Below are 23,945 nucleotides of genomic sequence, written 5' to 3' on the forward strand. Positions count from 1 at the left end.
CGGCGCGGCGGGCGGTACCTTTGCGCCGATGAACCAAGCGGCCCTGCCCCTGCTTTTTGAAAATACCGCCGGCCAGCTGCTGGCCGACCCGGCTGGCTTTCTGCGTGCTACCTGGGGTCCCCGCCCCCGCACCCTGGCCGAGACCCAGGCCCTGTTTAACCAGATGCTGCGGTGCCTGCAGCAGCAGCGCTGGAGCCGCATCCTGATAAACCAGCTCCGCATGCCCCCCTTCTCGCCCACCGAGCAGCAATGGATAGCCCAGAGCTGGCTGCCCCGGGCCGTGACGGAGGGCGGCTACCGCCACGGGGCCGTGGTGGTGTCGCCGGACGTGCTGGTGCGCCTCGCCACGGCCTTCGTCACGACCAGTGTGCAGGGCCTGCCCCTCACCTACCGCTCCTTCGGCACCGACGCGGCGGCCACCGCCTGGCTCTCGCAGCAGCCGGGCTAGCCGGGCCTTTTACCTTTAAGCCCGAGTGCGCCGGGCGGGGCGCATGGTTCGCCGCTGTTCTACCCGTTGTTTCCCGCATGTCCGAGTTTTCCGGCACCCGCATTCTGGCCCTTCGCAAAAGCAAAGGCTTGTCGCAAGAAGTTTTGGCCGAGCAGTCGGGCGTGAGCCTGCGCACCATTCAGCGGGTGGAGCAGGGCGCAACCGTACCGCGCGGCCACACCGTGCTGGCGCTGGCCGCCGCCCTGAGCGTACCGCTGGAAGCCCTGCACGCCCCGACCGAGTTACCCGCGCCTGCCCCAGCTCCCGTGCACGAGCACGCCCCGCTTGCTCCGGGCCCGGCCCCAATCGAGCCATCAGCCACCATACCAACCCTTCACTCCGACCCCGAATTTCTGCAGCTCCTCAACTTAAGCGCACTGAGCTTTCTGGTGCTGCCCCTGCTGAACCTGGTGGTGCCGTGGCTGCTGTGGCGCAGCCGCCGCCACCGCACCGCCCACGTGGCCGAGCTGGGCCGCCGGGTGCTGGGCTTTCAGGCGCTGTGGCAGGTGGGCACTTTCTTCCTGATGCTGCTGGCGCTGGCCGCGCAGCTGGTGGTGTACCGGCACTACCACGTGGCCCTGCCCGAGCTCTGGCTCACGGCCCTGATTGGCACCTACGCGGCCAACGTGGCTACCGTGCTCTACTACAGCGCGCAGCTGCGCCGGGGCAATTTCGACGTGTATCGCTACCGGCTGTAGGGCGTCAGAACTCAAATCATTCGTATTCATTACCAACATCTTGCCTGAAGTGGCGGCAAAATGACGGGGTAATGACGCCCGACTTCGGCAGTAGCTCCGGATACTTTTGACGCAGTAAACCCCTCCTTTTTTCTGCGTCATGAAAACCCTTCCCAAAATCCTGCTGGCCGTGCTGGCGCTGTTCGTGCTGAGCAGCATTGGCGGCTATTTCTACTTTCGCCAGCAGTTCCTGCCGCCGGCCAATCAGCTGGTGGTGTCGGGGCTGCCGGCCACCACGCCCTTCGCCTGGCTGGCCGATACCGCCGCCGGCCGGGCCGTGCCGCACGCCGCCGTGCTGGTGCCCGTGCAGCTGCCCAACTGCCCGCGCACCTGCTACCTGCAGTTCGACACCGGTGCGCCCTACTCGGTGCTCTACGCCCGGCCGCTGGCGGCGCTGCAGGCCCGTTACCCCGCCCTGCGCCCGGCTCTGACGCTGTACGGCGACACCCTGCGCGACTTCCGCTTCGCGCTCGGCCGCGGGCAGGTGCAGGCCCGTTGGGTGAAGACGCGCGACCTGGGTGCCGCCGCGCTGCCCGCCGACAGCCTCGCGCCCTTCATCATCGGCACACTGGGCGGCGACGTAGTGGACGGCCGCGCCCTGGTGCTCGACTACGCCCGCCAGCGGTTCAGTCTGCTGCTCGCCGTGCCCGACAGCCTGGTCCGGCGTACCGACTTCGTGCCGCTGGCCTTCGACAGCCGCCGGCCGGTGTTCACGGCCGGGCTGCAAGGCGAGCCGCGCAAGCTGTTTTTCGACACCGGTACCAGCGCTTTTGCCCTGCTCACGAGCGAGGGCGAATGGCAGAAACTGGCCCGGCCCGGCGCGCCCGTGCGCACCAGCGTGACCAGCTCCTGGGGCCGGCCGCTCACGTCGTACACGGCGCCCACGGCCGCGGCCATGCGGCTGGGTACCGCCACCGTGCCGCTGGGCACCGTGAGCCACATGACGGGCACCAGCTTCACCCAAAACCTGCTGATGCGCTTCTCGGGCATGGGCGGCATGCTGGGCAACGAGCCCTTCAGCCAGCGCGCCGTGGTGCTCGATGTGGCGGGCGGCCGTTTCGGGCTGGTGCGGCCCTAGCGGCGGCCCAGGTAGTTGTTGGCGGCCACAACCTGGTAGGCGGGGTCGGTGCTGAAAATGCCGTGCAGCGAGCCCACGTGCCGCAGGCCCATGATGAGCAGTTGGCGGCGCTGGCGGGTGGCCAGTTGGGTGGCCACGACGTTGGAATACACCTTCAGGTCGCGGTTGAAAAACACCGAGATGAACTCCGCGCCTACGTACTTGGGATTGATGAACGCGGCGTCGACCATGGGGTCGGGCTTGAGGGTGCCGTTGGTGACGCGGGCCGGCGTGCGGTACACCAGCGTGTGCAGGCGCTGCACGGTGGCCGGCTCGTTCATGGCCCGGTAGTACTGGCTCATGGTGGTGGTGCCGGCCAGCAGCGGCTGGTCGATGGTGCGGGCGCCGAAGGCCCGCCATTCCGTGGTGGCCTGCTCGTAGAGCCCGATGTTTTGCCCTTCGCTCAGAATGCTCTGGGACGTGCCGCCGGGCGCGTTCACGCAGTGCACGCCGGGCAGGCCGAGGCGCTTGGCCAGCACAAAGCCGACCTGGTAGATTTCGTTGCGCCCGCCGGGCATGGTGTTCAGGTCCAGTTTGTCTTGCCGGTAGAGGCGGAACAAGCTGTCGAGGCGGCCCTGGTTTTCGGGCACTTCTTCCACCAAAATGCCGTCGGGCCGGTAGCGCTGCAGCTGGTCGCACATGGCCGAAAGCTCGGCCTGGCGGCGGGGCGTGAGCACGTCGGAGTTGGGGTTGTTGGCCTTGTAGAGCTGGGTGAGGTGGTTGGAGCCCAACAGTAGAATGGAAGTGGGGTTCGGGGAGCCGGCCGCTGTTGCCGATGGCGCTTTGGAAGCAGTGCAGCCGGCCAGGGCCAGCAGCCCGGATAAAATGGCGAAAGGAAGTCGGTCGAAGCGGCCGAAGAAGGACATGCGGGGGTTGCGGAAAAGGTGGTAGAAGCGGCCAAAGGTAGCCGGATGGCAGCCCATGGCTGCATCCACCGCCGAAGGGCCTCGTTCTTCGTACACGCTGACCTAGCCAATGCGTTTCGGTGGCGGTAGCGTCCGGCCGGGGCCGGGTTTGGCCGGCGGTAATACCTTTAGCGCCCGTTACAACTCTTTCTTTCTTTTGTCCGATGCGCGGTAAACTCGTCCTTCTTTCCGGCTTTTTGTTGGGTGCCAGCGCGGCCGGGGCCACGCCAATTGGCGCCATTCAGGGCACGGGCGCCAGCGCCAAGGCCGGCACCTACACCATCGAGGCCGTGGTGACGGGCGTGTACGCAGGCCTGAACCCGGCCGGCTTCTACGTGCAGGACGACAAAGCCACGGCCGACGGCAACCCCGCCACTTCAGATGCTTTGTTTGTGGCCATGCCCTCGCCCACCGTCCGCATTGGCGACCGGGTCCGCATCAGCGGCACGGTGCGCGAGGATGCCGGCGCGCCCTCCTTCAACCAGGCCGTGCTGATGGAGCCAAACATCACGGTGCTGGCGTCGGGCCAAGCCCTGCCGGCCTTCGTCACCATCAACAACCCCGACTTTTCGGCCCCGGACATGGAGCGCTACGAGGGCATGCGGGTGCAGTTTTCGGACGCCATGACGGTGGTCGACAACTACAGCCTCAAGCAGCGCGGCGAGCTCACGCTCTCGGCCCAGGGCCTGGCCTACCAGCCCACCCAGTTCATCGACCCCAACGACGACCCCGCCACCGGCACCCACAGCAGCGGCACCAGCAACGTGCCCGCCGTGAACGCCTACCAGAAAGCCAACGAGGACAAGTGCGTGGTGCTCGACGACGGCAGCGCGGCCTCCAACCCCGCGCCCACGCCCTACCTCGACCCCAAAACCGGCACCGTGCGCGTGGGCAGCACCCTCACGGGCCTGCGCGGCATCATGGGCTACGGCTTTGGCAAGTGGCGCGTGCAACCGCTGCCGGGCGAGGCGGCGCCGGTGGTGCGGACCGTGCGGCCCAAGGGCCCGCCCGTGTTCGGCCGGCTCGACCTGAAGCTGGCCAGCTTCAACGTGCTCAACTACTTCAACGGCGACGGCGAGGGCGGCGGCTTTCCCACGCCGCGCGGGGCCAAAACGGCCGCGGACTTTGCCCGGCAACGCGCCAAAATCATTCTGGCTCTCAGCCAGATGAACGCCGACGTGGTGGGCCTCACCGAGATTGAAAACGACGGCAACGGCTCTACTTCGGCCATTCAGGACCTGGTGAACGGCCTGAACGAGGTGATGGGCAAGGACACTTACATTTTCGTGAACGACGGCGACGCCAACCACCAGCCCAACAACACCGACCTCATCCACTGCGCCATTCTGTATAAGCCAGCGGTGCTGGCGCCGCTGGGACCGCCGCAGCTGTTCACGGCGCCGGGCGTGTTTGAGCGGCCGCCGTTGGGCCAGATATTCATTACCAAACGCAAGGAGCGGCCCGACACGCTGGGCTTCGTCATCAACCACTTCAAGAGCAAGGGCAGCGGCAAGGGCCCCGATGCCGACCAGAACGACGGCCAGGGCGGCTCCAACGCCCGCCGCAAGGCCCAGGCCGCGGCGCTGGTGCAGTTTATCAAGCAGAAAATGATTCCGGCCGGAGCGGCCCGCGTGGTGAGCGCCGGCGACTACAACGCCAACTACGAGGAAGACCCCATCGACATCATGCGCGCGGCCGGGCTGGTGCCGGCCACGCCGCCCACCAGCGCGTCCTACGTGTTCAAGGGCCTCACGGGCTCGCTCGACCACGCCGTGATTACCAATAATCTAGTGGGCTTCATCGACGTGCAGAAGTGGCACATCAACTCGGCCGAGCCCAGCGTGCTGGAGTACGCCAACGCCGGCGCGGCCACCGACATCACCACGCCCTTCCGGTCGTCGGACCACGACCCGGTGCTCATCGGCGTCAACTTCGCGGGCATCGGCAACGCGGCCACCTCGCGGCCCACCTCGCGCCTGTTTGTGTACCCCAACCCGCCCGCGGGCGAAGTGCCTTTCACCCTGGCCGACGTGCCCGCCCGTGCCGGCCGCCTCACCCTCGACTTCTCGCTGCCCAACGGCCCACGCCTGCTCTCGCTGGCCGGCACGCCCGAGGCCCTGCAAAGCCAATTGCGCGAGTACACGGCCCACCTGGCGCCCGGCATCTACGTGCTGAAGCTGCGCGGCACCAATTTCCAGCAGACCCGCCGGGTGATGAAGGAATAGGCGCGTTATAGGTAGCGTAGCAGGGCACGAACGCCCGCACGAAGAAAGAACGTCATGCTGAGCGCAGTCGAAGCATCTCTACCGCGCAACGCAATCAGTTACTATTGCGGGAGAGATGCTTCGACTGCGCTCAGCATGACGGGCTAATGGCGGGCTTATTCTTACGGTTCGTCGGCGGTGGCTTCGGTAATCTCGGTTTGGGTTTTGCGGCCGTGGCGGCGGTCCAGCCAGTTCATCACGGGCGTAGCCAAGATGCCGTGCAGCGTGATGGACAGCAGCATGGTGAAGGCCAGCACCGCCCAGATTTGGCGGGCCTGCGGAAAGTCGGCCTCGCCCAGGGCATAGGCCACGTAAAACACCGAGCCGATGCCGCGAATGCCAAAAAAGGAAATCACGGCCCGCTCGGCCAGGTTGATGCGCTTGGAGCGAATGAGCGTGAGCATGCCGCCCAGCGGGCGCAGCACCAGCACCAGCAGCACGCCCAGCGCCGCCCCCTGCCAGGTGAGAGCGCGCAGCAGGCCGCCGGCAATGGCCGCGCCCAGCAGCAATAGAATCGCCACGATAAACAGCCGCTCCATCTGGTCGGTGAAAGCGTGCATCTGGCGGTGGTATTCGTGCTTGCGCTCGCGGCTGCGCAGCGTGATGGCGGCAATGAACACGGCCAGAAAGCCGTAGCCGTGCAGCAGTTCCGTGACGGCGTAGGACGTGAGCGTGACGGCCAGCGCCACGAAGCCGTAGCCCTCCGTCTTGATGCTGACGCGCTTGGGCAGGTTGAAAATCAAATAAGCCAGCACCCGGCCCGAGAGCCAGCCCATGAGTACGCCCGCCCCGATGCGGTAGCCCACGTCCATCCACAGCCAGTGTAGCAGCCGCTCGCCCAGCGGCGCGGCCGCGGGCAGCAGCGCCAGCGCCAGGTACACGAAGGGAAACGCCAGGCCGTCGTTCAGCCCGGCCTCGCCGGTGAGGGCAAAGCGCACGTTGTCTTCGCGGCCTTCGCCGGGGTCGCCCACCTGCACGTCGCCGGCCAGCACGGGGTCGGTGGGGGCCAGCGCGGCGGCCAGCAGCACCGCCGAGGCCGGCGCCAGCCCCACCAGCCAGTGCCCCGCCGCCGCCAGCCCGGCAATGGTGAGCACCATGAGCACGAGCACCAGCAGCAGCGGCGAGCGCCAGGCCCGAAAGGAAAACGGCCGGTCAATCTTCAGCCCCGTGCCCGTGAGGGCCACAATCACGCACAGCTCCGACAGGTGCGTCACCAGTGCTTTGTGCTGGTCCGGGTCGGCCGGGGGCAAGTGCAGGGGCAGGCTGCACACGCCCAGCCCCAATAGAATGTAGAGGATGGGGTACGACAGCGGGTATTTCTCCAGCAGCGACGGCAGCCAGGCCACGCCCAAAATGGCAACTCCGAGCAGCAGCAGCGCAATGGTGTAGTAGGGCATGAGCGAAAACCGGCCGCCAGCCTCTGCAAGGACGCAGGCCGACGCCAACCGGCAAGGATGGTGCCTCCGTCATACGGCCCCAGCGCCCCCAAGGCCGGGCCCGGGCTACTTCGGAGCCGCGGCGGGCGCCGTTGCGGCCCTGGCTTTGTCGGCCGCTTTTTTGGCATTGGCCGCGTCCACGTAGGCTTTGAACAGCTCGCGCCAGTTGCGGCCGTGGGTGTTCAGGTAATCCTCGTTTTTGTTTTTATAGATTTCGAACACGGCCGAAATTTCCTTCATGTTCTTAAAGTCCACGGCCTGCTCGCGGGCCTGTTTCAGGTTGGCCACAATCACGGCTTCCTCCGTGGGCGTCAGGTCGGGCACAATGGATTTGTAGCCGTTTAGCGTGAAGGCCACCTTGCCGATGGTGTACTTGTCGAGCACCGCTTCCACCTGCTCGGGCGTGAGCTGCTGGCGCAGGCCGGCCATCAGGTTGTCGTGAATGCTTTTCGGCATGGCCGACACGGCGATGAGCGTCCGGTCCATCACGCTCAGCGGCTGGTCGGTGCCGGGGTTGAGGCCGGCCGGCATTTCGGTGTAGGGGTGGGCGTTGTGGTAGTCCCGGATGGCCGTGAGGTGCGTGACAATGACCTGCTGCACGGCGGCCTGCTTCCGGGCGTCGTTGAGGTTAAGGGAAGCCACCCAATCGGCGGCTTTTTTTTCAATCTCCTGGTCGGCCTTGCCTGACGCTGCTGCGCTTGGGGCAGGGCTGGCGGGGGCCTGGCAGCAGGCGGCGCGGGCGCCCAGGCTCAGCAGCAGCACCAGCGAAATGGCAGGTTTTTTCATAGTGCAGCGAAGGTAGCGGCGCGCAGCACGGTCGCCTTGGGGGGTTATTGGCCAATTATTGTAGCCGATTAGCCGGTCTCAACCCTGCCGCCCGGCCGCTGCGCGTCATTTTGATTGAAACAAAGGGCAGTTTGGCTAATTATTCGGTTTCATCAATCGGGACCTTTGCACTCATCACCCAACCGAATTTCCTTTCCGATGAAAGCCATAAGAATCCACGCCTTTGGCGGCCCCGAAGTCCTGCAACTGGAAGACATAGCCCGCCCCGTACCGGCAGCCGATGAAATCCTCATCCAAGTATACGCCAGCGGCGTCAACCCGGCCGACTGGACCATCCGGGAAGGCGGCAACGACGTGCTGCGGTCTTTTCTGAACCTGCCCCTGACCCTGGGCTGGGACGCGGCCGGCGTGGTGGCGGCCGTCGGCGCCGACGTGACGGCCTTCCGCATCGGCGATGCCGTGTACGGCGAGCCCAACTTCCCCGGCGACGGCAGCTACGCCGAGTACTGCACGTCCCAGGCCAGCCGGTTTGCCCTGAAGCCCCGCCGCCTGAGCTTCGCCGAGGCGGCGGGCGTGCCGCTGGCTGGCCTCACGGCCTGGACGGCCCTTTTCCACGACGGGCAGCTGCAAGCCGGCCAGCGCGTCCTGATTCAGGGTGCTTCGGGGGGCGTGGGGGGCTTTGCGGTGCAGTTTGCCAAGGCCAAGGGGGCCTACGTCATTGCCACCGCCTCGGCCGCCAACCTCGACTACGTGCGCGAGCTGGGCGCCGACGAGGTGTTCGACTACCGCAGCCAGCCGGTGGAGCAGCTGGTGCACGGCGTGGACGTGGTGCTGGAAGCCTCGCCCCTGCGCGACAACGCCGCGCGGGCGCGCATCATTCCGGTGCTCAAGCCGGGCGGCATCTTCGTGACGGTGAACCTGGACGTGCCCTTCGACGAGGCCGTGCAGGCGGCCCTGGCCCGGCAGCAAGCCACGGGCGCGCTGTCGAACAACCAGGCGCGCGGCGAGTGGCTGCAGGAAATTGCCGAATTGATTGACGCGGGGCAGGTGCAGGTGTTCATTAGCCGGACCTTTCCGCTGGCGCAGGTAGCCGAGGCCCACCGCGAAAGCCAGACCCACCGCGTGCGGGGCAAGCTGGTGCTGGAAATTCGCCCCAACGACGAACCGGCATGAGGCGCTTCCACACCATCAGCGCGTTCCACGACTTCGTGCAGCTGCCCAAGCCGCTGCATCCGCTGCTGAGCGTGGTGGACGTGGGCACCGTGCCGCCCCCGCCGCCCGGCCGCGCGCCGGACAGCATGGTGCTGGACTTCTACATCATCTCGGTCAAGCGCACGCGCAACGTGCAAGTGAAGTACGGGCAGCACCCGTTCGACTTCAACGAGGGCGTGCTTTCGTTCATTGCGCCCGGCCAGGTGTTTAGCGTGGCGGTGGCGGATGAGACGCAGGCCGCAGAACAATCGGGGTGGGTGGTGTACCTCCACCCCGATTTTCTCTGGAATACGCCGCTGGCCAAAACCATCCAGCAATACGATTTCTGGGATTATTCGCTCCGGGAAGCCTTGTTTCTGTCGGGCAAGGAAGAGGAAGCCATTCTAAGCCTCGTCTTCGCCATCGAGCAGGAGTATACGTCCACCATTGACCGGTTTAGCAAGCAGATTATCGTGTCGCACCTCGAAAGCCTGCTGCACTACGCCGACCGGTTCTACAACCGCCAGTTCATCACCCGCGAAAAGGCCAACCACGAGGTGCTCGAACGCTTGGAAACCCTGTTGCACGCGCATTTCAACAGCCCCGACCTGCCCGAGCGTGGCCTGCCCACCGTGCAGTACGTGGCCGACCAGCTGCACCTCTCGCCCAAGTACCTCAGCAATCTGCTGCGCGTCCTCACCGGCCAGAACACCCAGCAGCACATCCACGCCGCGCTCATTGCCAAGGCCAAGGAAAAGCTCTCCACCACTACCCTCACCGTGAGCGAAATTGCCTACGGCCTGGGGTTCGAGCACCTGCAGTCGTTCAGCAAGCTCTTCAAAACCAAGACCAGCCTCTCGCCGCTGGAATTCCGGGCGTCGTTCAACTAGGAGACGGATGGCGCGGGGCTGTGCCCCGTGCCGACTATTGGCAGGCCTCCGGCCTGCAATCGTTGAACAACATACGACTTGCCCAAACGGCGCGGACGCCTGCGGGCCAGAAGCCCGCAAATAGCCGGCACGGGCGCAGCCCCGCGCCATCGTGCTTACAAAAATTCACTCAACGGCACGCCGCAATCCAGAAAAGCGCTGCTGAATGGATAATGGTGCGCCTCATCAACCAGCCGGCTTTGCACCGGATTTTGATGGATGTATTCCTGCTTTTCCTGCATCCAAGCCGTCGATTTCAAGTCAATCGGGTGGTTGCCTTCCTGCCAGAACTTGAATGCCTGCCCATGTGGCCGGCCATAAAATTGCAGCAGGTGCAACAGCCAGTCGCGGCGGCTTTCCTGCGGGTGCGTTTCGAGGAGCTGATAGATGCTTTTGGCGGTGAAGCTTTTTAAGTCGCGCAATACGTCGGCCAGCAGCAAGCCATCCTCCACGTCGGCGATAAGGTGAACGTGGCTGGGCATGATGCAGAACGCATACACCCGCAGGCCTTTGCGCCGGATGCAAAAGCGTAGGCTGTCCAGAAACAGGTCGGCGTAGTCGGGGCGGGTAAATACGTCAATCCAGCCCACCACCGTCAAGGTCACGAAGAATATGCCACCCTCATAGGTTTTATATTTCTCTGACATCGGTAGAAATTGACAAGTGAAAGGCGATGGCGCGGGGCTGCGCCCCGTGCCGACTATTCGCAGGCCTTCGGCCTGCAATCGTTGAACAATATGCACCGCAATACCCAAACGGCGCGGACACCTGCGGGCCAGAGGCCCACAAATAGCCGGCACGGGGCGCAGCCCCGCGCCATCTGCCTCCCCCCAGCCGCCCCCGGCGCCCCAGCGGCTGAACGATGCTTCGTGTTTCTCGCCATGCCGCGCGAGCTTCCTCAAAACCAACCCAGCCGCTCTCGGGGCGAAGCGGCTTAGTGATACTATTGAGGTTACTGCGTGCGCAAGTGCAGTTCAACAACTCCTCCTATTGCACAGGAGGTCATCCAAACGTGGTAGGTGCCATCTCTCAAGGCGCTCAGGTCAAGTACTGGAGCCCTCCTATCCGCCGACATACCGTTTTCTGGCAGCTTGATGATGGGCTTATAAGTCCCCAAGCGCTTGCTCAGCTTGCGGAAGTTTTCTTCGTCCCAAACGGAAACCGCCGCTAATGGCGCATTGGGCATCACCAGTTTCACCGTTTCCCCATTTTGCCGGTTGATAACAATCGGGTGGCACTCGCCCACTCCGGTTTCACAGGCTTCCAAATAGTCAAAGCCAACCTCCACAACTTTAGCAGGGCGGCGATGGGCAATGCTCCCAACCATTGAGAATGCCATTAGGAAACTGACACCTAGCGAAAGCGTTTTCATTTGATTATCCGGTAGCCCTTGAAACAAAAGCGTCTGAGCGTCACAATATACAAGCCACCCCACGCCCCCACCCGCCCCCGGCGCAACGGCGGCTGGGCGATGCTTCGGTTTCTCGCAATGCCGCGCGGGCGCCCCCAAAACCAAACCAGCCGCTCCCGGGGCGGAAGCGGCTGGTGAAGCTAATCGGAAGTGAAATGCCCTAAAAAATGCGCCCTATTCTGATTTTTGAGAGGGCCCATTGAGAAGCAGGGCAACTGCCGCCTGCAGCTTGGGGTTGTGCTCCAAGCGGGCGCGCATGGTGGCGTCTTGGCGGAGAGAGCTTATAAACCGCCCGGTTTCGCTGTTTTGCAGTTGCAGCTCAACCGCCTTGCGTTCGGCCGCCGACAAAGTCCGCTGCCATGCGGCAATTACGGGCTCCGCCTCTTGCTCCCGCTTGAGAACCTGGGCCGCTTCCGTGCCTTGCAGCATCGCCAGCGCCTTGGTATCGTTGGGCTCCGCCAGCGCCCGACGCAGCAAGGCCCCCATGTCGTTGAATAGACGCAGCATATCGGATTCGGGCGAGGTTCGCGCGTGGTTCATTGTCACCCGAGCGGGTGTTGTAGTCGGCAGATTTGTTGGCGCGCCCAATGGGAGGCTGCAAAGCAGTAGGGTAGCAAGCATAGACAAAAAAGAAAAAGTGTGGCAACCATAGAAACGGCTGTTTCTGGGCGGTCAAGATACACCTCCGCAGCCGTCCCCCAGCGCCCCAGCGGCCGAACGATGCTTAGTGTTTCTACCTAACGGCGCGCGAGCTTCCCCAAAACAAACCAGCCGCTCCCGGGGCGGAGGCGGCGGAAGAAGTTTAGAGTTTCTACCTAACGGTGCGTTACCAGCAGCGTGCGCGACAATTCCAGGTAGGAATGATGCCCGAACAGCTTCGTGAGCTGCGGCAGAAACTCCCGAAAAAGCGTCAATAAATCGTTCGTACTGATGTTGCCCGTCGACACGAGCAGCAGCTTATAGGGCTGACCGTGGAGCAGAAAGCTGTTCACGAAGTCGGCGTCTTTGGTGATGACCACCCGCTTCTCCGCCATCGAAAGCCGGGTGATGCTCCCGTCCTGCGTCTGATTGGCCGCCGGCAGGTCGAGGGTATGCAGGCAGTCGCAGCCGGTATGAAAGGCCAGAAAATCGGCTAACCGCTTCGGCAGCTGCGCATCGACCAGAAACCGCAGCGGCTCGGCGGTGCTCACGAAGCCAGCCGGAAGATGGACCGCACTTGCAGCATATCGGCCGCGTAAGCCTGGCAGGCGCGCAGGTCCTCGGCCTCCAAATCGGGGTAGTCGGCCAGGATTTCGGCCTCGCTCATGCCGGAGGCCAGGTATTCGAGCACGTTTTGCACCGGGTAGCGCAGGCCGCGCACCGTGGGCTGCCCGTGGCAAATGTTCGGGTCGAGGGTGATGCGCGGATGCGCCGCTGAAGCAACAGTTTCCATGTGGCTAAGATACGAAAGTGTCAGGGTGGCCCCACCCCCGCCGCCCCCGGCGCCCCAGCGGCTGAACGATGCTTCGGTTTCTCGCAATGCCGCGTGAGACTCCCCAAAACCACCCCAGCCGCCCCCGGCGCGCAGCGGCTGGGCGATGCTTAGAGTTTCTACCTAACGGCGCGCGAGCTTCCTCAAAACCAACCCAGCCGCTCCCGGGGCGGCAGCGGCGGAGTGATGCTACAGTTACTTCCCGTGAATCACTTTTAAGATTCGACCGTCCCGTTTATTGATTTCTATGTAAGCGGTTCCACCGAGGGCATACTGCTTGGGCAAGGAGCCCTGTACAACCCATACTTCGTTGTTCGTTAGCACAGCGCGGAACGGTTTCTCTTCCTCAATGTGCTCTTGCCCATAGATGGGCGCCCATACCGCTTCGGCTATCTTTTTTGCCACATCAGCGGTGGGCACGAATCCAGCATTGGGGTCATAGGCAGGTTTCGACGCTTGATTCTCTTCCCGTGGTCCTGCGTTACAGCCGGCTATCAGTAAAGCCGACACAAGTTGCCACCCAGCCACCTTGCGAATATTCGTGAACAAATCCATACCGCAAGCTACCCAAAAACAAACCAGCCGCTTCTGGAATAGAAGCGGCTGGAGAAACTTAGTTGCTTGTGCTATTCAAAGAGGTTTCGTGATGAGCCTGTATCAAATAGCTTGCGAATGTGCCAGCTAAGTTGACTGCTAACTCAGCATGTCTAACCAGTGGCTTGTAACCGCCTCCTGGCTTGCCATGAGCATCTCCTAAAGCATTTCGGAGAGTAGCGAATCCATGAATTGCGCTCTGCAAACCGCCAAGAATCTGCTTAAAAATAGCCTCGTCGTGCTGCTCAGCACTCATGTTTAAGCATTGGGCAGTTAGTTTAAAGAGTTTCGGAAGCGACAATTCATCTTCAAAAGCAACATTTCTCTCGGTGAGAATTTGCTTACAAACTGATTCGGCTAAAGACCGAGCAGCAGTTATAGCACCATCAGGGTCTGCCTCTCGACGCTCCAAAGCTTTTTCCCAGAAATGAAGCACCGAGTCACAATCAAACTTGGTTACAGCATCTCCAATTATGTCGTCATGGAAGTAGGCACGTTCCCCTTCCAAGTACCTCATTAGCGGCTCAAATTCCTGACGGATATAATCACGTCTGTCAGCGTAAGTTTTGAACTTACACTTGATGTAAGGCCAAAAATCGGCCAGCAGTCGACAAGATATTACGCACTCAGGGAGAAGCTTTCTTGTGAAAATATCACCCCAAAATTCACTTCTTAACTCAAGGTAAACTTCAGGGTCTTTGTCGATATTTTCTCCGGTTGCGTAACGCGTAAGGACCAAGCGAAGGTCTGTTGCCTTCTGAATCATTTGCTCTTGCATAATGATGCTTTTATTAAAAAGGCCGCTCTATTGAGCGGCCTTTTTAAATTCCTTACGACCCACACGCCTCGCAGGCGTCCGGGTTATCCAGGGAGCAGGCCATGTCGGACTGGTTTTGCTCCACCAGGGCCAGGGGCTCCAGGGTTTCGGCGGCTTGCTTTTCCACCGTGAACTTGATGGCGTCGGCGGCGGCTTTGGTGCGCAGGTAGTACATGCCCGTTTTCAGGCCGCGCTTCCAGGCGTGGAAGTGCATGCTGGTGAGCTTGCCGAAGTTCACGTTTTGCACGTGCAGGTTCAGGCTCTGGCTCTGGCAGATGTAGGCCCCGCGGTCGGCGGCCTGGTCGATGATGCGGCGCTGCGAAATCTCCCACACCGTCTTGTACAGGTCCTTGATGTGCTGCGGAATGCGGGCAATGCCCTGCACCGAGCCGTTGGCCGCGATGATTTCCTGCTTCATGGCGTCGTTCCACAGGCCCAGGGCCACGAGGTCCTTCAGCAAGTGCTTGTTCACCACCATAAACTCGCCGCTGAGCACGCGGCGCACGTAAATATTGCTCGTGTAGGGCTCAAACGACTCGTTGTTGCCCAGAATCTGGGCGGTGCTGGCCGTGGGCATGGGCGCCACCAGCAGCGAGTTGCGGGCCCCGTGCTTCACCACCTCGGCGCGCAGGCTGTCCCAGTCCCAACGGCCCGAGTCGGGCGTCACACCCCAGAGGTCGAACTGGAACTTGCCCTCGCTCAGGGGCGAGCCGGGGAAGGTTTCGTAGTGCCCGTCCTTGATGGCGAGGTCCTTCGAAGCCGTCATGGCCGCGAAGTAGATGGTTTCGAAAATGTCCTTGTTCAGGCCCGAGGCTTCGTCGCTCTCGAAGGGCATGCGCAGGGCAATGAACGTATCGGCCAGGCCCTGCACGCCCAGCCCGATGGGCCGGTGGCGGAAGTTCGAGCGCTGCGTTTCGGGCACCGGGTAGTAGTTCACATCAATCACCTTGTTCAGGTTCAGGGTGGCCTGGTAGGTCACCTCGTACAGCTTCTGGTGGTCGAAGGTGGTGTTGCCCTGCGCATCGGTCACGAGGTAGCGGGGCAGCGCCAGCGAAGCCAGGTTGCACACGGCAATCTCGTCGGCGTCGGTGTACTCAATAATCTCGGTGCACAGGTTCGAGCTCTTAATCGTGCCCAGGTTTTGCTGGTTCGATTTGCCGTTGGCCGCGTCCTTGAACAGCATGTAGGGCGTGCCCGTCTCCGTCTGGCTTTCCAGAATGGCAAACCACAGCTCCTGCGCCTTGATGGTGCGGCGGCCGCGGCCCTCCTTCTCGTACTTGGCGTAGAGGCGCTCGAACTCCGGGCCCCAGGTGGTGTCCAGGCCGGGGCACTCGTGGGGGCACATCAGCGTCCAGTCGCCGTTCTGCTCCACGCGCTTCATGAACAAGTCGGGCGTCCAGAGGGCGTAAAACAGGTCGCGGGCGCGCATTTCCTCCTTGCCGTGGTTCTTCTTCAGGTCCAGGAATTCGAAAATATCGGCGTGCCAGGGCTCCAGGTAAATGGCGAACGCGCCCTTGCGCTTGCCGCCGCCCTGGTCCACGTAGCGGGCCGTGTCGTTGAACACCTTCAGCATGGGCACCAGCCCGTTCGAGTTGCCATTGGTGCCCTTGATGTAGGAGCCCGTGGCCCGCACATTGCTCACCGAAAGCCCGATGCCGCCAGCCGACTGCGAAATCAGCGCGCAGTTCTTCAGCGTGTCATAAATGCCATCAATCGAGTCGTCCTTCATCGTCAGCAGGAAGCAGCTCGACATCTGCGGCTTCGGCGTGCCCGCGTTGAACAGCGTGGGCGTGGCGTGGGTAAACCACCGCTCGCTCAGCAGGTTGTAGGTCTTAATAACCGAGTCAATGTCGTCCTTGTGAATGCCCACCGACACGCGCATCAGCATGTGCTGGGGCCGCTCCACCACCTTGCCCTCCAGGCGCAGCAGGTAGCTCCGCTCCAGCGTCTTGAAGCCGAAGAAGTCGTAGTTGTAGTCCCGGTCATAAATAATGGCCGAGTCTAGGGTGTGGGCATTCTTATGAATCACCTCCCACACGTCGGTAGCCAGCAGCGAGGCGTTATCGCCGTTCTTGGGGTCTTCATAGGTATAAAGCCGCTTCATGGTGCTGCTGAAGGACTTAGAAGTTACCTTGTGCAGGTTGCTCACCGCAATGCGGGCCGCCAGAATGGCATAATCGGGGTGGCGGGTGGTGAGCGAGGCGGCCGTCTCGGCGGCCAGGTTGTCCAGCTCAATGGTGCTCACGCCATCGTAGATGCCGTCAATCACCTTCTTGGCCACCTCGATGGGCGACACGTAGTCTTGGTTCAACCCGTAGCACAGCTTCTCAATGCGGGCCGTGACCTTGTCAAACTTCACGGACTCGCGGCGCCCGTCGCGTTTAATTACTAGCATACCAGTGGTGTTTGGTTGGGGAATTTTTCTTATAAAAAGCGGCCGGTCCTAGGAGGGCGCAGCCGCAACTTGTTCAGTCCGTTGTGAAAGCGTTGCATCAACGCCGCGGTCCATTGCCGGCCGCGTTGCATTGAATCCCGGAAATTACCTCCTGTGTTTGCCGGGGGCAAACAAAAAATATAGAAGTTTTCCACATACCGCCAACGCAAGCCGCCCGGCCGCTTTTTAGGGCGTGCCGGGCGGCAAAAGCTTCAATAGCAACCTCTCTATCTAGCCGAGCCTAGCGGCTGGCCGTCACGGCCGGGGCGGGCTGACAAGTCATTATCACGCTCACGTCGATGCTCTTGGCGATGTTGTTGCGCACCAGCGCCGGGATTTTAATCTTGTAATCGGCCGGCGCCACCGCAAATTTCGAGGTCACCACCAAGTCATTGTCGCGCAGGTGCAGCGTGCCGGGCACCCGCACCTTGCGCTTCACGCCATGAATGGTGAGCACGCCCTGCACGTACACCGGCTGCGGCCCGCTGCGCAGCGTGGCCTCGTCGGGCATGGTCACCAGCGTGCCGGTGAAGCGCGCCCGCGGGTACTTCTCGCTCTCGGCGTAGTTCTCGTTGAAGTGCTCCTGCATCAGCGTGTTCTTGAACTGGAAGTCGCGCATCAGCATGGAAAAAGCCAGTTGCCCGGTAGCCAGTTCAAACACCGCCGCCACCTTGGGGTTCAGCGCCTCAATGTCTTCGAGCGGCGCCGTGGAAAAGAAGGTGATGAGGCCCGCCGACGTAGAGTAGCGCGGCAGCTTGGTAGCAGCAGCGGCCGCCGCGGCCGGAGCAGGTGCCGTTTGGGCCCGGGCCAGAGGCGCAGCAACGAGTAGAGCAAAGAGAGCGAGTAAACGGTATGTCATAAAGAACTGATTATCGGAAGACAGCAAATATAAAAGGAAGCGGGCCAGCGGCCCGCTGTATCACAACTCGAAACAATTGATTTCGTGGTTGCCTCGCGTTTTTCCTTTTTTCGTTCCGGCGCCGTCGGCCATAAACAAAGGCCTGTCCTGCTGAACACCACTCAGCAGGACAGGCCTTTGTCAAAAATCAATTACGCTTTCTAGAAGTCTTCGTCGAGCGAGAACACGTTGTCGTTGCGCTCGCTCATCACGCCGGCTTTCTGGTACTCGGCCACGCGCTTCTCGAAGAAGTTGGTTTTGCCCTGCACCGAAATCATCTCCATGAAATCGAAGGGGTTGGTGGCGTTGTAAATCTTGCCGCAGCCCAGGGCCACCAGCAGGCGGTCGGCCACAAATTCGATGTACTGCGACATGGCCTTGGCGTTCATGCCGATGAGGCTCACCGGCAGCGCGTCGGTCACGAACTCCTGCTCAATGGTCACCGCGTCGCGGATGATGCTTTGCACCCGGGCCGGGTCGAGCTTGTGTTGCAAGTAGCTATACAGCAGGCAGGCGAAGTCGCAGTGCAGGCCTTCGTCGCGCGAAATCAATTCGTTGGAGAACGTGAGGCCGGGCATCAGGCCGCGCTTCTTCAGCCAGAAAATGGAGCAGAACGAGCCCGAGAAGAAGATGCCCTCCACGGCCGCGAAGGCGATGAGGCGCTCGGCAAAGTTCTCCGAGTTAATCCACTTCAGGGCCCACTCGCCCTTCTTTTGCACGGCGGGCACCGTTTCGAGGGCGTTGAAGAGGTAATCTTTCTCCTTGGGGTCTTTGATGTAGGTGTCAATCAGCAGCGAATAGGTCTCGCTGTGAATGTTTTCCATCATAATCTGGAAGCCGTAGAAGCAGCGCGCCTCGGGCATCTGTACTTCCTGCATGAAGTTCACGGCCAGGTTTTCGTTCACGATGCCATCAGAAGCGGCGAAGAAAGCCAGCACGTGCTTGATGAAATGCTTCTCGTTGTCGTTGAGGCTATTCCAATCCTTCTGGTCCTGCGAGAGGTCGATTTCCTCGGCCGTCCAGAACGAGGCCTGCGACTTCTTGTAGTACTGCCACACCTCATCGTTCTGGATGGGGAAGAGCACAAAGCGGTTGGGGTTTTCGGCGAGGAGCGGCTCCATAATATCTCGGGGTTCTTGATGGCGGATTTCGTCGAGGAAAGTGGCAACTCAACCGTCGTTATCCGGCAGATGTTTGGCGTAGCGCCGGCAAACGCGGTCGACCTTCCAGCTTCAAATATAGACCCGGCCGGGGGGCCATCGGCCGGGGTTCCGGGCTTTTTTATTCGTTATTTTTTGGTTAATACCCGGCTATTCGGCCGGCTCCGGCTCCGAGGTTTTCCACAGGCGGCCCGAACGCTCAGCCGCCAAACATCCCTCAAAATCAGCCGCTTTTGCCGGAGTTGTCCACATTTATCGTGTGGATAAGCCTACTTGTCCCCAAAATACTGTACTGTACGTACGTACTCGCGTGCTTTTTTCATCAAGCCGCCGACTCGCCGGAAGCGGGCGCAGGCGGGCGCCAGCGCCGTTTTGCGGGCCGGGCAAGCGGGCAGCCAATGACGATTAAGAACTTAGGCTTGGAAATCCCAAACCAAAGCCGTACTTTTGCCTTCCCATTTCAGAAAAACCCGCGAAAGCTGATGTACGCAATTGTTAACATAGCTGGCCAGCAGACCAAGGTTGAGGCCAACAAATTCGTTTACGCTCACAAACTGGCCGGCAATGTTGGCGACACCGTGACGCTGGGCAACGCCCTGCTGACCGACGACAACGGCACCATCACCGTAGGCGCTCCCGAACTGAACGTAGCCGTAACCGGCACCATCCTCGCTCACGTGAAGGGTGACAAAGTTCTCGTCTTCAAGAAGAAGCGCCGCAAGGGCTACCAGAAGATGAACGGCCACCGCCAGCAGTTCACCAAAGTAATGATTAACAGCATCGGCTAGTTCTATGCTGCCTGCTCGCTATCTAATTCTCTATTAAACCAGCCGCTCCCGGCCATTTGCCGGCAGCATTAGCTTCAATACCATGGCTCACAAGAAAGGTGTCGGCTCGTCCAACAACGGCCGCGAATCGCATTCCAAACGTCTCGGCATCAAGATTTTCGGGGGTCAGGCCCTCGTAGCCGGCAACATCATCGTGCGTCAGCGCGGCACCAAGCACCACGCCGGCGAGAACGTAGGCATGGGCAAGGACCACACGCTGTTCGCCCTCGTTGACGGCGAAGTATCGTTCAAGAAAGGCCGCAAGGACCGTTCGTTCGTAACGGTTATCCCCCGCGAAGTCGTTTCGATGCCGGCTTAATTGCCAGCACGTTAGCACTAAAAAGGGCTGCTCCTCACGGCGCAGCCCTTTTCGCATTGTGCGAGAGACAGAAGGGTTAGCGTCCGAAAAAGATGCCGAGGTTAAACTGCGTCGCAATGGTGCCCACGGAAGTTCTGTAGCCGGTAACAGCACTGCTGTTGGGCCCAAAGCCTACGCCGGCGTTGAAGTCAAACAGGAAATTTCGCCCGAGTCGCCGTTGCATGCCCCAAAGCGCGTTAAGGCTGGGCCCGGTGCGTAGCGTGCCGTTGTAACGCTCCAGTTCGGTGTGCACTTCGAGCCCCACGTAGTTCCCAACGAACAGCCCATGGGCGCGGTTGGCCCGGGCGCGGCCCTCCTGGTTGTAATAATACCGGCCGCCTACCCCAATGGCTCCCGAAGAAACCAGCGGCAAGACGCGGCCGTCGAACGACTGCCGGCGCAATACGTCGACGTCGGTATCAAGCTGGCTGTAGAGGGTGAACTTGGGGCTGACGGCATACTCCGCCGCCAGGGAAATCGGAACCCGTCCAGACCAGCCTTCGTAGCCGCCCCAGCGAAGAGAACGGCCGGCGTTCAGGCCTACTTTCAACAGGAGTTTATCGGGGGCGTCTTTGGCAATGGCCGGCGTCGTTACGGCGGCGGGCAGGGTGGGTGTGACCGGGGCATTCTGCCCGAAGCTGAGGGTTGTGCCGGCGAGGATTACCAGGCCGGGGAGTACGGTACGGGAGAGGTGCATGCGCGCTGGCGGGAAAGAAGTGGAAGTACAGGGGCTAGATGCCGCTACTGCCGCTTCGGTTGCACCTGCCCTCGCCGGGCTCGCATTTATTGTTCCGGCATCAGCCGATAGAGCACGGGCTTGCTCGGGCTGGCATCGAGCTCCAGGCTGGTAATTTGTAGATTGAGCAGGTACAGGCCATCAGGCACCTCTTCGGGCACAAAAATCAGCTCGGTGATGGTGGCCGCGTAACGGGGTCGGGCCGGGTATTGCCAGAAGGCGTGGTGCGCCAGCAGCTGGCCATCGTCTTCTTCGCGGTCGACGCTGGGCAGGTCGAGCAGGAAGTGCTGGACGCCAAGCTCGACCAGCCACTCAGCCAGCGCGGGCTCGATGTAGGTAGGGTTGGTGCCGGAGTATTGGCGGTGGCGCTTGGCGGGGTCGTTGGGCAGGGTGCGCAGGACGAAGGCCTCGGGCATGGACCGGTCCGATTGTGCGGCGAGGGCGGCCTGCACATCGGCCAGCATCACCACGAGGTCACCGTTGGACTGGGGGCGCGGGGCCACGCTCACCAGCCGGGCCACCCACAGGAAGCGGCGCAGGCATTGGTTGAGCGTCACGGCCGGGTCGGGCGAGATGTGGCCGTAACATTCGGTGTGGGTGCCGTTGCCGTGGGGCGTGACGTGCACGCGCTGGTAGTTGGTGCTGCCACCCAGGGCCACGCTGCCCACAAAGCTGCCCACCCGAATGGTATCGAACTGCACGGGTTCGGCCCAGAAGCAGTTCACCTGGTTTTCGCCCGGGGCCAGCGGCAGGGAAATATCAATGGGTGCGGCGGGGTCAAAGGCGTAGGTGCGGCCTGCGTAGGGGTAGGTGGGCGTGTTCAATTGGCAGTGAGCAGTGAGCAGTGAGCAGTGAGCAGTGAGCAAAAGAACGTCATGCAGAGCGTAGCGAAGCATCTCGCGTGCTATAAATAATTCAATCGTGGATTGCGTTGCGCGGGCAAGATGCTTCGCTTCGCTCTGCATGGCGTTCAGAGTCTATATGACGTTCGGCTTACGTTGCCAGCTCATTCAAAATGCGGCTGATTTCGCGGGCTTGGCTAATGATGATGAGGTGGCCGCCCGGCAAGGCGTACTGGCTGTGCGCAGCGCCGGCGGGCAGGAGTCGGTCGGCGGTGCCGTGGATGCGGATGACGGCCTGCCCCGGCCGGCCCGGCCACTGCAGGAGCTGCGCAATAGCCCAACGGGTGAATGCCACGTCGGTATCGAGCAAAATCTGCCGCAGCAGCCGGTACTCGCCGCCGTTGCGCGCGCCAAACAGCCACTGCGCCGCACGGGGCATAAGCGGCAACAGTTGCGGCGGCACGAGACGATGCAGCCCGGTGGCGCGGGCCAGACGGCCCATCCACGGCAGCTCCCGGGGGCCGGTGAAGCTGGAAATGAGCACCACCCGCGCTAACGGCCGCAACGCCCCCACCTCCTGCGCCAACACGCCCCCAAACGAGACGCCGACCAGCCAGCAGGGACGCGCCTCGGGCACGGCCGCCGCCAGCCGGGCCGCGTAGTGCGGCAGCGGCTCCTGCGGGGTTTGCGGGGGCAGCCATTGCAGCACGTGCACTTCGCCGTGCAGGCGCAGAAACTGGAACACCCGCTCGTCGGCGCCCAGGCCGGGAATGAGGTAGAACACGGGCGGCATGGCCACGGCCCGGCTAGGTATCGAGGCGTACGTACACGCCTTCGAGATAGAAGATGTTGTGCGGCTGGGGGTCGTCGGGCTCTTCGCCGTCTCCGGTTTCGTCGTCTTCCACGGCGGGGTAGGTCACGGAGAGCTTGAGGGCCACGCTGGGCAGCGGCACGGGCGGCTTCTCGTCGGAGTTGTATTCGAGCAGTGCGGGCCACTCCTGCGCGGCGAGGGCATCGGCTACTTCTTCCTGCAGGGCGTCGGCGCGGGTGTGGGCCAGGCTCAGGAGCGTGTCGAGGGCTTTGAAAGGCAGCGCGAGGTGGAAGAAGTGCGTGTCGTTGTCGAACAGCGTGGTGGCCCACACGGTCACGTCGTCGGTGTTGTCGAAGACGATGGCCACGACGTGAATCTGCTCCACGAAGAAGTCGGCGTCGTCGGCAATGCTGTCGCTCAAGAGTCTCATGCGGCTACGGCAGGGGGTTGAAACAGCTCCAGCGTGATGTGGTCGGCCAGGAGCTTGCCCGCGTCGGTCAAAGTAAGCACTTCGTTTTGGATGCGGGCCCAGCCGTTGGCTTGCAGCTCGGCGAGGTAGGCGGCGTGGGCAGCCTGCACGTCGAAGCCCAGCTGGGTGCGCAGGTGGGCCAGGTCGCAGCCGCGGGCCGTGCGCAGGGTGGTAAGCAGGTACTCATTGGCGCGGTCGGTGGCCGTGAGCTCGTCGAGCGTCACGGGCACTTCGCCGCGCTCGAGCACGGCGGCCACGTACTGCGGATTGTTGGCAAGGGTGAACTGGCGGTTCCGGCCGTCGTAGCTGTGGGCACTGGGGCCGAGGCCGAGGTAGGGCACGCCGCGCCAGTAGTTGCCGTTGTGACGGCTCTCGCGGCCGGGCTGGCAGAAATTGCTGATTTCGTACTGCTCGTAGCCGTGGGCGCGCATGGCGGCCAGCAGCATCTCAAACTGCGTGGCCACAAACTCATCGGGCGCCGCCCTGAAGGTGCCCTTTTGCAGCCGGTGCCCGAAGGCCGTGCCGGGCTCAATCGTCAGGGCGTAAGCCGATACGTGCGGCACGTCCAGGGCGAAAGCGTTGGCCAAATCGGCTTCCCAAATGTGATGGCCCGGCGCGGGCACGCCGTAAATCAAATCAATGGAAATGTTCTCGAAACCGGCATCCTGGGCCCGACGCACGGCCGTGGTCGACTCCTCGGCGGTGTGGGCGCGGTTCATCAGCCGCAGGTGAGGCTCGTAAAAGCTTTGCAAGCCGATGCTGAGACGGTTGACGCCGGCCTGGCGCAACTCGTGCAGCTTGGCGGCGCTCAGGTCGTCGGGGTTGGCTTCGAGGGTGATTTCGGCGCCCGGCGCCACGGCAAAATGCCGATGGATGGCGCTGAGAATCTGGTCTAGCTCCGCGGCCTTGAGAAGCGAAGGCGTGCCGCCGCCGAAGTAGACGGTTTCTAGCACGGTATCTGTCGGCAGGTAATCACGGCGCAGTTCCAGTTCCCGCACGATGGCCTCCACCAACTGGCTTTTCAGCCCCAAGGAAGTGCTAAAGTGAAAGTCGCAATAGTGGCAAGCCTGCTTGCAGAACGGAATGTGGAGGTATAGGCCAGCCATGGAAACGCGGTGAAAAGGCGTAGAGGTAAACGGGCAGCGGCCCCGCAATAATTCCGCCGCCGGATACCAGCGACTCCGCAAAGGTAAAAACGGCCGGACGGGTCGCCTGAACGAGGCCGCCAAACCGCGTCCTCGTGGTTACTTTGTGGCGAAAAGCCC

At 62.3% G+C, this 23,945-nt stretch carries 26 protein-coding genes; 8 read left to right on the forward strand and 18 right to left on the reverse strand.

Features of this window, described 5'->3' with window-relative positions; translation table 11 throughout:
• Window positions 1-28: 28 nt before the first annotated feature.
• The 3 genes from MUN81_RS21620 (at window position 29) to MUN81_RS21630 (ending at window position 2,302) form a co-directional block, all read left to right on the forward strand.
• Window positions 29-448, forward strand: a complete 420-nt coding sequence (locus MUN81_RS21620; protein WP_245114202.1) for a hypothetical protein — start codon at window positions 29-31, stop codon at window positions 446-448.
• Between the two features lie 77 nt (window positions 449-525).
• Window positions 526-1,185, forward strand: a complete 660-nt coding sequence (locus tag MUN81_RS21625) for a helix-turn-helix domain-containing protein (RefSeq protein WP_245114204.1) — start codon at window positions 526-528, stop codon at window positions 1,183-1,185.
• A gap of 139 nt (window positions 1,186-1,324) precedes the next feature.
• Window positions 1,325-2,302: a hypothetical protein gene (locus MUN81_RS21630; RefSeq protein WP_245114207.1), complete on the forward strand. Its 978-nt coding sequence runs from the start codon at window positions 1,325-1,327 to the stop codon at window positions 2,300-2,302.
• On the opposite strand, the gene MUN81_RS21635 is transcribed toward MUN81_RS21630, so the two are convergent.
• Entirely contained in the window at window positions 2,299-3,303 is a 1,005-nt protein-coding gene (locus tag MUN81_RS21635; protein WP_245114209.1) for a DUF5694 domain-containing protein, read from the reverse strand. The two genes, MUN81_RS21630 and MUN81_RS21635, sit on opposite strands and share 4 nt — an antisense overlap.
• A gap of 107 nt (window positions 3,304-3,410) precedes the next feature.
• Between MUN81_RS21635 and MUN81_RS21640 the strand changes: the two genes are divergently transcribed.
• Window positions 3,411-5,471: an ExeM/NucH family extracellular endonuclease gene (locus tag MUN81_RS21640; protein WP_245114211.1), complete on the forward strand. Its 2,061-nt coding sequence runs from the start codon at window positions 3,411-3,413 to the stop codon at window positions 5,469-5,471.
• Window positions 5,472-5,632: 161 nt separating this feature from the next.
• Here the strand turns inward: MUN81_RS21640 and MUN81_RS21645 are convergent, their stop codons facing one another.
• Entirely contained in the window at window positions 5,633-6,907 is a 1,275-nt protein-coding gene (locus tag MUN81_RS21645) for a cation:proton antiporter (RefSeq protein ID WP_245114212.1), read from the reverse strand.
• Between the two features lie 105 nt (window positions 6,908-7,012).
• Window positions 7,013-7,732 carry a DUF3826 domain-containing protein gene (locus tag MUN81_RS21650; protein ID WP_245114213.1) on the reverse strand — a complete coding sequence of 240 codons (720 nt, stop codon included), beginning with the start codon at window positions 7,730-7,732 and terminating at the stop codon, window positions 7,013-7,015.
• Between the two features lie 198 nt (window positions 7,733-7,930).
• Here MUN81_RS21650 and MUN81_RS21655 point away from each other — a divergent pair, with 198 nt between their 5' ends.
• The gene (locus MUN81_RS21655) at window positions 7,931-8,905 is read left to right on the forward strand and encodes an NADP-dependent oxidoreductase (RefSeq protein ID WP_245114216.1); all 975 of its coding nucleotides are present in this window, start codon (window positions 7,931-7,933) and stop codon (window positions 8,903-8,905) included.
• The gene (locus MUN81_RS21660; RefSeq protein WP_245114217.1) at window positions 8,902-9,813 is read left to right on the forward strand and encodes an AraC family transcriptional regulator; all 912 of its coding nucleotides are present in this window, start codon (window positions 8,902-8,904) and stop codon (window positions 9,811-9,813) included. Before MUN81_RS21655 ends, MUN81_RS21660 begins: the two co-directional genes overlap by 4 nt.
• Window positions 9,814-9,968: 155 nt before the next feature.
• Here the strand turns inward: MUN81_RS21660 and MUN81_RS21665 are convergent, their stop codons facing one another.
• From MUN81_RS21665 to MUN81_RS21710, 10 genes are all read right to left on the reverse strand, one after another.
• On the reverse strand, window positions 9,969-10,499 hold the full coding sequence (locus tag MUN81_RS21665; RefSeq protein ID WP_245114218.1) for a transposase: 531 nt from the start codon (window positions 10,497-10,499) through the stop codon (window positions 9,969-9,971).
• A gap of 305 nt (window positions 10,500-10,804) precedes the next feature.
• Window positions 10,805-11,224, reverse strand: coding sequence for a hypothetical protein (locus MUN81_RS21670; protein ID WP_245114219.1), 420 nt, complete (start codon window positions 11,222-11,224; stop codon window positions 10,805-10,807).
• Window positions 11,225-11,437: 213 nt separating this feature from the next.
• A complete protein-coding gene (locus MUN81_RS21675; RefSeq protein ID WP_245114221.1) occupies window positions 11,438-11,770 on the reverse strand; it encodes a hypothetical protein in 333 nt (110 codons plus the stop codon).
• Window positions 11,771-12,078: 308 nt separating this feature from the next.
• Window positions 12,079-12,453: a DUF5615 family PIN-like protein gene (locus MUN81_RS21680; RefSeq protein ID WP_245114222.1), complete on the reverse strand. Its 375-nt coding sequence runs from the start codon at window positions 12,451-12,453 to the stop codon at window positions 12,079-12,081.
• Window positions 12,450-12,695, reverse strand: coding sequence for a DUF433 domain-containing protein (locus tag MUN81_RS21685; protein ID WP_245114224.1), 246 nt, complete (start codon window positions 12,693-12,695; stop codon window positions 12,450-12,452). Before MUN81_RS21685 ends, MUN81_RS21680 begins: the two co-directional genes overlap by 4 nt.
• Window positions 12,696-12,929: 234 nt before the next feature.
• Complete coding sequence (locus MUN81_RS21690; RefSeq protein ID WP_243517733.1) at window positions 12,930-13,289, reverse strand: YbbC/YhhH family protein; 360 nt, start codon at window positions 13,287-13,289, stop codon at window positions 12,930-12,932.
• 58 nt (window positions 13,290-13,347) lie between these two features.
• Window positions 13,348-14,106 carry an abortive infection family protein gene (locus tag MUN81_RS21695; RefSeq protein ID WP_245114225.1) on the reverse strand — a complete coding sequence of 253 codons (759 nt, stop codon included), beginning with the start codon at window positions 14,104-14,106 and terminating at the stop codon, window positions 13,348-13,350.
• A gap of 52 nt (window positions 14,107-14,158) precedes the next feature.
• On the reverse strand, window positions 14,159-16,540 hold the full coding sequence (locus MUN81_RS21700; RefSeq protein WP_245114227.1) for a ribonucleoside-diphosphate reductase subunit alpha: 2,382 nt from the start codon (window positions 16,538-16,540) through the stop codon (window positions 14,159-14,161).
• A 280-nt stretch (window positions 16,541-16,820) separates the two neighbouring features.
• On the reverse strand, window positions 16,821-17,438 hold the full coding sequence (locus tag MUN81_RS21705) for a YceI family protein (RefSeq protein ID WP_245114228.1): 618 nt from the start codon (window positions 17,436-17,438) through the stop codon (window positions 16,821-16,823).
• A 200-nt stretch (window positions 17,439-17,638) separates the two neighbouring features.
• On the reverse strand, window positions 17,639-18,598 hold the full coding sequence (locus tag MUN81_RS21710) for a ribonucleoside-diphosphate reductase small subunit (RefSeq protein WP_190926887.1): 960 nt from the start codon (window positions 18,596-18,598) through the stop codon (window positions 17,639-17,641).
• A 521-nt stretch (window positions 18,599-19,119) separates the two neighbouring features.
• Between MUN81_RS21710 and rplU the strand changes: the two genes are divergently transcribed.
• On the forward strand, window positions 19,120-19,425 hold the full coding sequence (rplU, locus tag MUN81_RS21715) for a 50S ribosomal protein L21 (RefSeq protein WP_190926885.1): 306 nt from the start codon (window positions 19,120-19,122) through the stop codon (window positions 19,423-19,425).
• Window positions 19,426-19,507: 82 nt separating this feature from the next.
• A complete protein-coding gene (rpmA, locus tag MUN81_RS21720; RefSeq protein WP_245114231.1) occupies window positions 19,508-19,783 on the forward strand; it encodes a 50S ribosomal protein L27 in 276 nt (91 codons plus the stop codon).
• Window positions 19,784-19,859: 76 nt separating this feature from the next.
• Here the strand turns inward: rpmA and MUN81_RS21725 are convergent, their stop codons facing one another.
• The 5 genes from MUN81_RS21725 to hemW all read right to left on the reverse strand — a co-directional run bounded on the left by MUN81_RS21725 (window position 19,860) and on the right by hemW (window position 23,786).
• On the reverse strand, window positions 19,860-20,519 hold the full coding sequence (locus MUN81_RS21725; protein WP_245114232.1) for a hypothetical protein: 660 nt from the start codon (window positions 20,517-20,519) through the stop codon (window positions 19,860-19,862).
• 86 nt (window positions 20,520-20,605) lie between these two features.
• Complete coding sequence (locus tag MUN81_RS21730; protein WP_245114235.1) at window positions 20,606-21,382, reverse strand: cyclase family protein; 777 nt, start codon at window positions 21,380-21,382, stop codon at window positions 20,606-20,608.
• Between the two features lie 169 nt (window positions 21,383-21,551).
• On the reverse strand, window positions 21,552-22,193 hold the full coding sequence (locus tag MUN81_RS21735; protein ID WP_245114236.1) for an alpha/beta hydrolase: 642 nt from the start codon (window positions 22,191-22,193) through the stop codon (window positions 21,552-21,554).
• A 13-nt stretch (window positions 22,194-22,206) separates the two neighbouring features.
• A complete protein-coding gene (locus tag MUN81_RS21740; RefSeq protein WP_245114238.1) occupies window positions 22,207-22,641 on the reverse strand; it encodes a hypothetical protein in 435 nt (144 codons plus the stop codon).
• On the reverse strand, window positions 22,638-23,786 hold the full coding sequence (hemW, locus tag MUN81_RS21745; protein ID WP_245114240.1) for a radical SAM family heme chaperone HemW: 1,149 nt from the start codon (window positions 23,784-23,786) through the stop codon (window positions 22,638-22,640). Before hemW ends, MUN81_RS21740 begins: the two co-directional genes overlap by 4 nt.
• Window positions 23,787-23,945 lie beyond the last annotated feature (159 nt).

This window comes from Hymenobacter sp. 5317J-9 (genome assembly GCF_022921075.1).
Classification (GTDB): Bacteria; Bacteroidota; Bacteroidia; order Cytophagales; family Hymenobacteraceae; genus Hymenobacter.